The 10,453-nt window shown below is 72.4% G+C and carries 10 protein-coding genes and 1 riboswitch; of the genes, 5 read left to right on the forward strand and 5 right to left on the reverse strand.

What is annotated here, in order from left to right; genetic code table 11:
* Positions 1 to 14: 14 nt before the first annotated feature.
* On the reverse strand, positions 15 to 233 hold the full coding sequence (locus AB0G20_RS34605; protein ID WP_010037790.1) for a helix-turn-helix domain-containing protein: 219 nt from the start codon (positions 231 to 233) through the stop codon (positions 15 to 17).
* A gap of 356 nt (positions 234 to 589) precedes the next feature.
* Positions 590 to 2,188, reverse strand: a complete 1,599-nt coding sequence (locus AB0G20_RS34610) for an ABC-F family ATP-binding cassette domain-containing protein (protein ID WP_361309443.1) — start codon at positions 2,186 to 2,188, stop codon at positions 590 to 592.
* A 252-nt stretch (positions 2,189 to 2,440) separates the two neighbouring features.
* Here AB0G20_RS34610 and AB0G20_RS34615 point away from each other — a divergent pair, with 252 nt between their 5' ends.
* Positions 2,441 to 2,854 (forward strand): VOC family protein, encoded by a 414-nt coding sequence (locus tag AB0G20_RS34615; protein ID WP_361309445.1) that lies wholly within the window; start codon positions 2,441 to 2,443, stop codon positions 2,852 to 2,854.
* Positions 2,855 to 2,902: 48 nt separating this feature from the next.
* Here AB0G20_RS34615 and AB0G20_RS34620 read toward each other — a convergent pair whose 3' ends face one another.
* From AB0G20_RS34620 to AB0G20_RS34630, 3 genes are all read right to left on the reverse strand, one after another.
* Positions 2,903 to 4,303 carry a hypothetical protein gene (locus AB0G20_RS34620; protein WP_361309447.1) on the reverse strand — a complete coding sequence of 467 codons (1,401 nt, stop codon included), beginning with the start codon at positions 4,301 to 4,303 and terminating at the stop codon, positions 2,903 to 2,905.
* A gap of 278 nt (positions 4,304 to 4,581) precedes the next feature.
* Positions 4,582 to 5,709: an alpha/beta fold hydrolase gene (locus tag AB0G20_RS34625; protein WP_361309449.1), complete on the reverse strand. Its 1,128-nt coding sequence runs from the start codon at positions 5,707 to 5,709 to the stop codon at positions 4,582 to 4,584.
* Positions 5,710 to 5,790: 81 nt separating this feature from the next.
* Positions 5,791 to 6,522 (reverse strand): class II aldolase/adducin family protein, encoded by a 732-nt coding sequence (locus tag AB0G20_RS34630; protein WP_361309451.1) that lies wholly within the window; start codon positions 6,520 to 6,522, stop codon positions 5,791 to 5,793.
* A gap of 197 nt (positions 6,523 to 6,719) precedes the next feature.
* On the opposite strand from AB0G20_RS34630, the gene AB0G20_RS34635 reads away from it, so the two are divergent.
* The 4 genes from AB0G20_RS34635 to AB0G20_RS34650 all read left to right on the forward strand — a co-directional run bounded on the left by AB0G20_RS34635 (position 6,720) and on the right by AB0G20_RS34650 (position 10,452).
* Positions 6,720 to 7,472 (forward strand): lysozyme, encoded by a 753-nt coding sequence (locus tag AB0G20_RS34635; RefSeq protein WP_361309453.1) that lies wholly within the window; start codon positions 6,720 to 6,722, stop codon positions 7,470 to 7,472.
* Positions 7,473 to 7,615: 143 nt separating this feature from the next.
* The gene (locus tag AB0G20_RS34640; RefSeq protein ID WP_361309455.1) at positions 7,616 to 8,869 is read left to right on the forward strand and encodes an inorganic phosphate transporter; all 1,254 of its coding nucleotides are present in this window, start codon (positions 7,616 to 7,618) and stop codon (positions 8,867 to 8,869) included.
* A gap of 34 nt (positions 8,870 to 8,903) precedes the next feature.
* Positions 8,904 to 9,125 carry a hypothetical protein gene (locus tag AB0G20_RS34645; RefSeq protein ID WP_059422310.1) on the forward strand — a complete coding sequence of 74 codons (222 nt, stop codon included), beginning with the start codon at positions 8,904 to 8,906 and terminating at the stop codon, positions 9,123 to 9,125.
* A 115-nt stretch (positions 9,126 to 9,240) separates the two neighbouring features.
* Positions 9,241 to 9,399: riboswitch (cobalamin riboswitch) on the forward strand.
* A 99-nt stretch (positions 9,400 to 9,498) separates the two neighbouring features.
* The gene (locus tag AB0G20_RS34650; RefSeq protein WP_361309458.1) at positions 9,499 to 10,452 is read left to right on the forward strand and encodes a cobalamin biosynthesis protein; all 954 of its coding nucleotides are present in this window, start codon (positions 9,499 to 9,501) and stop codon (positions 10,450 to 10,452) included.
* Position 10,453: the final 1 nt, after the last annotated feature.

Genomic DNA, 10,453 nt, shown 5'->3' on the forward strand with positions numbered 1-10,453 from the left:
GGGGCCACCCGGGGTCAGGCCGTGGCCTTTTTGCCCCGGGTCGCCCCGCCACGCCCTCGCAGCGTGACGCCCGACTCACTGAGCATGCGGTGCACAAAGCCATACGAGCGGCCGGTCTCCTCGGCCAACGCCCGGATGCTCGCACCGGCGTCGTACTTCTTCTTCAGGTCTGCCGCGAGCTTGTCGCGCGCGGCGCCGGTCACCCGGCTGCCCTTCTTCAGAGTCTCGGCCACCCGTGCCTCCTCATGGGAAGTGCGCTCTGGTCTCCTCATGATCACCCCTCCGGGCCTTCATGGCCACCCATTCGGCAAGGTCCGTGAGACAAGGTTGTGACGACGGGAGCGCATCCCCACATGCGGAATACGGAATTCCGCAGAGTGATGTCCGTACGGCCGAACGGATTGTTCCGGAAAACGCCAGGTCAGAAAGGCGGAGCGGCCGAGCCCGGAAGAATCGGGGGCTCGGCCGCGAAATCGATGTAGGACACACCTCGGTACGAGGAGATCTCACACAGATGATGGATCACCGCTAGGCCGAATGATCCATACGCCGTTGATCACGCTTTCGATCAAGCGAAGGAGACGTGCGATCAAGCGAGGGCGACGAGATCCGCGTAGTCGGCGCCCCACAGGTCCTCGACGCCGTCGGGCAGCAGGATGATCCGCTCCGGCTGGAGCGCCTCGACCGCGCCCTCGTCGTGCGTGACGAGGACGACCGCGCCCTTGTAGGTGCGCAGCGCGCCGAGGATCTCCTCACGGCTGGCGGGGTCGAGGTTGTTGGTCGGCTCGTCGAGGAGCAGCACGTTCGCCGAGGACACCACGAGGGTGGCGAGGGCGAGGCGGGTCTTCTCGCCGCCGGAGAGGACACCGGCGGGCTTGTCGACGTCGTCGCCGGAGAACAGGAACGAGCCGAGCGTCTTGCGGACCTCCACCAGGTCCAGGTCGGGGGCGGCGGAGCGCATGTTCTCCAGGACGGTGCGCTCCGGGTCGAGGGTCTCGTGCTCCTGCGCGTAGTAGCCGAGCTTGAGGCCGTGGCCCTCGATGACCTTGCCGGTGTCGGGCTGCTCCGCACCGCCGAGAAGGCGGAGCAGGGTCGTCTTGCCCGCGCCGTTGAGGCCGAGGATGACGACGCGCGAGCCCTTGTCGATGGCCAGGTCGACGTCGGTGAAGATCTCCAGCGAGCCGTAGGACTTCGACAGACCCTCGGCCATGAGCGGGGTCTTGCCGCACGGGGAGGGCTCGGGGAAGCGCAGCTTGGCGACCTTGTCGGACTTCCGCTCGGCCTCCAGGCCGGCCAGCAGCTTGTCCGCCCGGCGGGCCATGTTCTGCGCGGCGACGGTCTTGGTGGCCTTGGCCCGCATCTTGTCGGCCTGCGAATGCAGCGCGGAGGCCTTCTTCTCGGCGTTCTGCCGCTCGCGCTTGCGGCGCTTCTCGTCGGCCTCGCGCTGCTGCTGGTAGAGCTTCCAGCCCATGTTGTAGATGTCGATCTGGGCACGGTTGGCGTCCAGGTAGAACACCTTGTTCACGACCGTCTCGACCAGCTCGACATCGTGGGAGATCACGATGAAGCCGCCGCGGTAGGTCTTCAGGTAGTCGCGCAGCCAGACGATCGAGTCGGCGTCGAGGTGGTTCGTGGGCTCGTCGAGCAGCAGGGTGTCCGCGTCGGAGAAGAGGATCCGGGCCAGCTCGATACGGCGGCGCTGACCGCCGGAGAGGGTGTGCAGCGGCTGGCCGAGCACCCGGTCGGGCAGGTTGAGCGCGGCGGCGATGGTGGCGGCCTCGGCCTCGGCGGCGTATCCGCCCTTGGTGAGGAACTCCGTCTCCTGGCGCTCGTACTGCTTGAGGGCCTTCTCGCGGGTGGAGCCCTGGCCGGTGGCGATGCGCTGTTCGTTGTCGCGCATCTTGCGGATCAGTACGTCCAGGCCGCGAGCGGACAGGATGCGGTCGCGGGCGAGGATGTCGAGGTCGCCGGTGCGGGGGTCCTGCGGGAGGTAGCCGACCTCGCCGGAGCGGGTGATGGCGCCGCCGGCGGGCATGCCCTCGCCCGCCAGGCATTTGGTGAGGGTGGTCTTCCCCGCGCCGTTGCGGCCGACCAGGCCGATGCGGTCGCCCTTGGCGATGCGGAACGAGGCGTTTTCGATGAGGACGCGGGCACCGGCGCGCAGCTCGATACCGGAGGCGGAGATCACGGACAGACTCCAGGGCGGATACGGGGGCGGGATGGACGGCTGAGGACGTTCCCGCCGTCTAATGCGCGAGGAGAATGGCCATGGGGACATTCTAACGGGGACGTGCAACCACTTTTTCTGCGTGCGGGTGTTCGATCACCGGCGGCCGGACGGAGGGCCGTTGTCAGTGGCCGGTGGAAGACTGAACAGCGGGCCGGACTCCGGCTCCTCCCGGCGGCGGGACACACAGCGAGCCACGAGGAAGTGATCGCCATGGCAGGCATGTCCGGCGGGCGTCCGAGCGTCTACCCCACGCTGCTGTACGCGGACGCGAAAGCGGCGATCCGGCAGCTCACGGAGGCCTTCGGTTTCACGGAGCTGTCGGTGTACGAGGGCGAGGACGGCTCGGTGATGCACGCCGAGCTGGCGCAGGGCAACGGCGCGGTGATGGTCGGCTCCAAGGGGCGCGGCGGTGTGTTCGACGCGGCCATGAAGGAGGCGGGCACCACGGGGGTGTACGTCGTGGTGGACGACGTGGACGGGCACCACCGCCGCGCCGTGGAGCACGGCGTGGAGGTGCTGATGCCCCCGACGGACCAGGACTACGGCTCGCGGGACTACATGGCTCGGGACCTCGAGGGCAATGTGTGGAGCTTCGGGACGTACGCGCCCGAGATAGCGGGCTGACACTCCACAGGACGGCTGACAGGCGGCCCGCGGCGCGGGCCGCGGGGGCTAGCTGCCGCCGGTGTGCACCTGGAACGCGGCCCGGCGCACGGCCTTGGCCAGGGCCGGGTCGGGGTGTGCGGCGGCGAGCGCGACCAGGACCTGCACGGTGCGCGGGTGCCCCACGGCGCGTACCTCGTCCAGGAGCATCGGGACGGTCGGCTGCACCGCGGACTCCAGGTGGCGGACGAGCAGCGGCGCCTCACCGTGGTCGGCGACGGCGGCGGCGGTGTCCACCCACAGCCAGGTCGCCTCCTCGCGGGTGAGGACCTCGTGGGCGTCCTCGGGGTCGGTCCCGTCGTGCTCGGCCAGCCACAGCAGCGCGTACGGCCTGAGCGTGGGCTCGTCCAGTACGCCGCGGACGTCCGGCTCGGCGGGGGCGCCGACCACGCGCAGGGCCTCGAAGGCGAGGCCGCGCAGCAGGGCGTCCTCGCCGCGGGCGGCGCCGAGGAGCTCGGTGACGGCGCTGCCGACGGGGCGGGCGGCGAGCCAGGCGCGGTATTCGGCGCGGGCCGCGTTGGGGCGCAGCTGGGCGCAGCCGCGGAGCATGTCGTCGGCGGCCTGCTCGATGTTCCCGGCAGGGCTCTGGGCGGCGACGCAGATCTGCTCCAGCTTGACCCAGACGGCCCAGTTGCCGAGCGGGGTGAGGGTGGCCTGACCGTCGCCGTAGGTGAGGGCGCCGACGGAGGCGAGGGCGCGCAGGGCCCAGTCGAGCAGGGGGGCGAGCGGGGCGTCGGTGGGCGCCGGTTCGGCCGTCGGCTCGGGCTGCGGGCCGTAGGGGATCTCGCAGCGGGCGGTGCGCAGCTCGGTGACGCGCTGCTCCAGGAGGTCGAGGAGCTGCTCCACGGGGACGGGGCCGGCGGACAGCTGGAGGAAGGAGAGCGCCTGCGGCATGGCGGAGACGACCTCGGCGACGGCGGCGGGCTCCTGGCCCGCGGGCTCCGGATGGGCGAGCGACCAGGCGTCGAAGAGCGCGACCCAGCCGCGCAGCACGGCGCTGTCGTCGCGGTCCCAGGCGCGCAGCCGCCAGCCGGGGCGGGCACTGTCGCCGTGCACCTCGACGAGGCCGGCGAGGCGGGCGGTGTCCCAGTCGGCTCTGACCTGAGCCGGGGTCAGACCCAGTTCGCGGGCGGCGCGTTCGGCGGTCGCGTCGGAGAGCGTGGCCTTGCCGTCGTCGGTGGCGCTGTCCCGGCCGGGGCCGAGCGCGGCGTCGGCCCAGCGGGCGACGCGGGCCGCGGCGGCCAGACCTGAGCGTGCCATTCTGGCCAGCTCCGCCGGTGCCGGGGTGCCCTCCGGAGGGCGCGGTGCGGGGCGGCGCGAGCGCCGCTGGTTCATCGCTTGGGGGGCGGCGGCCAGGGGTCGCGGGCGGACGAGTCGAAGCCTGGAGTCGCGCGGGATACGGGACGTCACGGGTGCAGTCTTCCGGTTGACGGTCCGAAAACCCAAACGGAATGTCACGGCGGGCGACGGGGATGGCCAACGCACCGGTTCCCGGGAGTGGTCGAGGGCCGGGAACAGGCCACTGGTACGACGCTAAACGGAATCCTCGCGACCGGTCGCAGAAGAGCGGGACGGGACTCGGTTGCGACGGGGCGAAGGGGGCGTGAACGGGGGGTGCGCGAGAGACCGGCGCGGGAGGCCGCATCGGCGGGTGGGCGTGAACGGGGTCACATTGGACGTGGACGGGGTCACATGAGGGGCGTCAGGAAGCGCCGGAGCGCCTCCTCGTAGGCCTTCGGGTCGGCGTTCCACATGGCTCCGTGGGGGGCGTTGCCGACGGTGCGCAGGGCGACCAGGTCGGGGCGGGCGTCGGCGAGGCGGCGCGAGAGCTGCCAGGGGGCGACGGTGTCGTCCGGTCCGTGGAAGACGAGCGCCGGGACGCGCAGCCCGTCGGACGGGGCCGAGCCCGCGACGCGGTCGCCGGTCAGGCCGGTGCGGCCCTGGGCGGCGCGGACCGCGAGGGGCAGCAGCGCGCCCGGGGTGCGGCGGGCCGAGGCGAGGGCGCGCAGGGTGGCCTCCCAGCTGAGCACCGGGGAGTCCAGGACGAGCCCGGCGACGCGGTCGCGCAGCCCCGAGCGGGCGGCGGCGCGCAGGGCCATGGTGGCGCCGGTGGACCAGCCGTGCAGGACGACCTGGCGGGCTCCGTAGCGCACGGCGTAGCGGACGGCCGCGTCGAGGTCGCGCCACTCGGTCTCGCCGAGGTGGTTCAGGCCGTCGGGCGGACGGGGTGCGCCCAGGTCGCCTCGGTAGGCGAGGGCGAGCACCGGGAAGTGGCTGCGGTGCAGGAACGGCATGACGTTCATGGCGAGTTCCCGGGTGGTGCCCAGGCCGTGCACGGCGATCACCCAGGTGTCCCGCTTGCCCGGCACGAACCACGCGGGCAGGGAGCCGAGTTCGCCGGGGACGTCGACGTCGGCGTGTTCGAGTCCGAGGGCGGCGCTGGGGTTGCCGACGTACACGTTGGGCGTGAGCCACACCTTGTCCCCGGACTTCAGCGTGCCGTGCGTGATGCTCTCCAGGCGGCGTACGACGGTGTCGGCGGGGTGCGTGGCGCCGGTCAGGACGGGCCCGACGACCGCGTGGGAGCCGTCGCCGGAGAGGCCGTAACGGCCGGGGCGCAGGGCGGCGAGGTCCCGGGTGAGGCTGACCTGCCCGGCGGCGGTGCCGTGCACGGTGAGCCGGGGTTCGGTGGGCAGGGGCCTGCCGGGGGGCGCCTTGAGCGCGGCGTCGCTGGCGAGCCGGCCGGCGGCCACCGCGGCGACACCGGCCCCGATCACGGCGGTGACGGCAGCGGCCGTCGCTTTGGCAGTGCGCACCGTTCCAGTGTCCCGGCGGATTCCGCGGGCGACCAGTGGGAGGGATCGGCGGGGTGACGTCCGCGGCGGCCGCGGGCCGGCTCAGCCCCGCTGGCCGTAGCCGCGCAGGCGCTCCTCCACCTCGGTCAGCTGCTCCCGGGACAGCAGGCTCGGGGTCAGGCCGGGCACCGAGGCGGCGGTCAACCACAGGCGGCACATCCACTCCAGCTGGGCGGTGCGGTCGTAGGCCTGGGCGAGGGTGGTGCCGTGGGTGAGGGTGCCGTGGTTCTGGAGGAGGCAGCCGGAGCGGTCGGCGAGGGCGCGGAGCATGTTCCCGGCCAACTCGTCGGTGCCGTACGTGGCATACGGGGCGACCCGGACGGGGCCGCCGAGCGCGGCGGCCATGTAGTGGACCAGCGGGAGCTCGCTCACGAGCGTCGAGACGGCCGTCGCGTGCACGGCGTGGGTGTGGACGACGGCCAGGGCGCCGGTCGTGCGGTAGACCGCGAGGTGCATGGGCAGCTCGCTGGTCGGGACGAGGGTGCCGAGGACCTGCCGGCCGTCGAGGCCGACGCCGGTCACGTCGTCCGGCGTCAGCCGGTCGTAGGGGACGCCCGACGGCGTGACCAGGACGGTCTCCCCGACGCGCACCGAGACGTTGCCGGACGTGCCGACGACGAGTCCGTCCGCGACCGTCCGGCGGGCCGTGGCGACGAGGTCCTCCCAGGCGCGCGCCTCCTCGGGGCGGGAGCTCCTGCGCCGCGGCTCCCCCGCACCCGGTTCGCCCTCCCGTACGTCCCTCGTGCCCCGGTCGTCTCCTCGCTGCTCAGCCATACCGCGATCCTGCCAGGGAGTGGCTCAACGCGCCGCCGCGCGGGGCCACTTCAGGCCGGAAGCCGACCGCCCGTAAAGGCGTCTTCCGGCACAAAGCCCGGCGGATCTCTCGTGGCCGGAGATCTTCGGGTATTCAACGATCTTCCAGTACGCTCTGGGAGATTTGCCGTGCACGTCGCCATTCCGGGGGGAAGCACATGGCCCGTGACCGCACACCGACCCGACGCCGCGGCCGCTTACTGGCGGCATCAGCGGCGGCACTCGCCCTGGGCGGGACCGCACTCGCCGAGGTTCCGGCCTCGGCGGCGAGCCGCCCCGAGGGGCACGACGTCTCGTCCCACCAGAAGAACGTCGACTGGCGGAGCGCGAAGGCGAAGGGCGCCCGGTTCGTCTACGTCAAGGCGACCGAGTCCACCACCTACCGCAACCCCTACTTCGACCGGCAGTTCAACGACTCGCGCGCGGCGGGCCTGGTGCGCGGCGCCTACCACTTCGCGCTGCCGGACCGGTCCTCGGGCCGGGCGCAGGCGGCGCACTTCGTACGCAACGGCGGCGGCTGGACGGCGGACGGCTGGACGCTGCCGCCCGCGCTCGACATCGAATACAACCCGTACGACAAGAAGCACAAGTGCTACGGCCTGAGCAGGGCGGGGATGGTCGGCTGGATCGCGTCGTTCAGCGACGAGATCAAGCGGATCACCGGCCGCCGCCCGGTGATCTACACGACGACCCACTGGTGGAACACGTGCACGGGCGGCAGTCGCGCCTTCGCCGCAGGCCACGACCTGTGGATCGCCCGCTACGACGCGGCGGGCCCGGGGGCGCTGCCGGCCGGCTGGTCCTCCTGGACCTTCTGGCAGTTCGACAACGGCGGCGGGGCCCTGCCGGGTGACCAGAATCTCTTCAACGGGTCACTCGATCGACTGAAGCGCTTCGCGCGAGGCGCCTAGCCGCCGGGGCGCCGGGCCGCCGCTCCGGGGCGGAACGAGGACCCCCCGTTGCAGTCACCCCTGCGCCCCTCCCAGTTCATCTTCCGTTCACTCAGGTTGCCTACGTTCGTCGCGCCAACGACCTCGAACGATTGCCTGGGTAAATGGAAAGCTTCTCGCTGATCCTCGCGATTGTGGTGGTAACCGCACTCGCGTTCGATTTCACGAACGGTTTCCACGACACCGCGAACGCGATGGCCACGACCATTTCCACGGGCGCCATGAAGCCCAAGGTCGCGGTGGCCATGTCCGCGGTCCTCAACCTGGTCGGCGCCTTCCTGTCCGTCGAAGTCGCCAACACGATCTCCAAAGGCCTCGTCGACGAGGCCGGCATCCGCCCCGAGGTCATCTTCGCCGCCTTGGTCGGCGCGATCCTCTGGAACCTGCTGACCTGGCTGGTCGGACTGCCGTCCAGCTCCTCCCACGCCCTCATGGGCGGTCTCATCGGTGCCACGATCGCCTCGGCGGGCGTCGGCGCGGTGCACGGTGACGTGCTGGTCACCAAGGTGCTGATCCCGGCGATCGCCGCCCCGCTGGTCGCGGGCATCGCGGCGATGCTGGCCACGCGGCTGACGTACTCCCTCGGCAGGAAGGCCGACGGCGAGGCCTCCAAGAAGGGCTACCGGTCCGGCCAGATCGCCTCCGCGGGCCTGGTCTCCCTGGCGCACGGCACGAACGACGCGCAGAAGACGATGGGTGTCATCACCCTCGCCCTGGTCGCCGGCGGCGCCGTCGCCCCCGACTCCGACCCGCCCATGTGGGTCATCCTCTCCGCGGGCATCGCGATCGCGCTGGGCACGTACCTGGGTGGCTGGCGCATCATCCGCACCATGGGCAAGGGCCTGACCGACCTTCAGCCGCAGCAGGGCTTCGCCGCCCAGACCTCCGCGGCCACGGTCATCCTGGCCTCCTCCCACATCGGTTTCTCCCTGTCCACCACCCACTCCGTGTCCGGCTCGGTGATGGGCGCGGGGCTCGGCCGCAAGGGCGGTGTCGTCCGCTGGTCGACCGCGACGCGCATGTTCGTCGCGTGGGGCCTGACGCTGCCGGCGGCCGCGCTGGTGGCCGCGCTCGCCGAGTACGTCACCGGTTTCGGCAACTGGGGCACCGCGGTGGTGGCCGTCTTCCTCGTCGCCTCCAGCGCGGCGATCTGGAAGCTGTCCCGGCGTGAGGTCGTCGACCACACCAACGTCAACGACACCGACGAGGCGGAGCCGGCCGGTGTGGTGACCACGGCGATGGCCGCGGTGACACCGCCCCCGGCGGGTGGTACGGCTGCGGCGTCGGAGGACCCGGTCCCCGCGTTCCCGTCGCAGGCCACCGCCGAGCGCACGCCGACCACGACCACCACGGTCTGACCCCGCCCACCGGTAACAAGGAAGAATCTCTGAGATGAAGATCGACTGGGCGGCCCTCGGCTCCGTGTTCGGCGTCAGCCTCGTGGTCACCGTGGCTCTCGTGGGCCTGTTCACCCTCGGCATCACCGGCCTGTCCCGCCGCGAGCGGGCGGTGGCCCAGGGCGGGTCCGCGGGCCTCGCGGTCACCGGTGCGTACGCGTGCTTCGCGGCGTGTGCGGCGGCTGTCGGGTACGGGATCTACCTGATCGTGGCCTGACGGCCCGATCGCACATCGTCCGCCGGGCGGCATGGGACCTCAAGTCCTGTGCCGCCCGGTCGTCGTGTGTGCGCAGGGGTCGATGTGGGGTTCTCCACACTCTCCCCTCGCAGGTCAACGGCAAGTTGACGGCGGTTCCCGGCCGTGGTGGACTGCCGGGGCCAGTACGGCGGCAGGAGAGGAAGCCGGTGCAAGTCCGGCGCGGTCCCGCCACTGTCACCGGGGTAGCAATCCCCGGGAGCCAGGAACTCTCACCGCCGGTCTCGTCGAACCAGGGCGTGGACACCCTGAGTGAGGACATATATCGCCATGCGCGGCTGCCGATCGAGGTTCAACACCCCACCCCTGCCCGCCCTCCTGGCCGGCTGAGCCCATGGGTGCCGGTCGCGTCTTCGCGTACGGCGCCGCCGCCGGTCTGATCGGTGACCTGCTGCTCGGTGATCCTCGCCGGGGGCATCCGGTCGCCGCGTTCGGGCGGGCCGCGGGTGCCGTGGAGCGGGTGTTGTGGCGGGACCACCGCGGGTGGGGCGCGCTGCACACCGTCGTGTGTACGTCGGGGGCCGTCGCCCTCGGTTCCGTCGCCGCGCGTGCCGTGCGGACGTCCGCCGTCGCCTCCGTCGCGCTGACCGGTGCCGCCACCTGGGCCGTCGTCGGGGGGACTTCGCTGGCCCGGGAGGCCCAGGCCATCGGGCGTGCCCTGGAGGCCGGGGACGTCGAGGCGGCCCGGGCCCGGCTGCCGCATCTGTGCGGGCGGGATCCGCAGGCCCTCGATGCCGACGGCATGGCCCGGGCCGTGGTCGAGTCCGTCGCCGAGAACACCTCCGACGCGGTGGTGGGGGCGCTGGTGTGGGGGGCCGTCGGCGGGGTGCCGGGGCTGCTCGGGTTCCGGGCGGTCAACACCCTGGACGCCATGGTCGGGCACAAGTCGGCCCGCTACCGCCGGTACGGGTGGGCTTCCGCGCGGCTGGACGATGTCGCGGGGTGGCCGGGAGCGCGGCTGACCGCCGTCCTCGCCGTCCTGGCCGGGCCGGATCCGCGGGGGGCCGTCCGGGCCTGGCGGGCCGACGCGGCGCAGCATCCGAGTCCCAACGCCGGTCCTGTGGAGGCCTCGTTCGCGGGGGCGCTCGGGGTGCGGCTCGGCGGGACGCTCTCGTACGGCGGGCGGGTGGAGCACCGGCCCGTGCTGAACACGCAGGGGCGTGCCGTCGGCACGCACGACGTCGCACGGGCCGTGCGGCTGTCGAGGCGCGTCACCTGGCTCGCGCTCGGGGTGTGCGCCGGTGCGCGGTTGCTCAAGAGTGCGCGGTTGCTGAAGAGGGGGAAATGAC

The sequence above is a fragment of the Streptomyces sp. NPDC024017 genome (genome assembly GCF_040638895.1).
Lineage (GTDB): Bacteria > Actinomycetota > Actinomycetes > Streptomycetales > Streptomycetaceae > Streptomyces.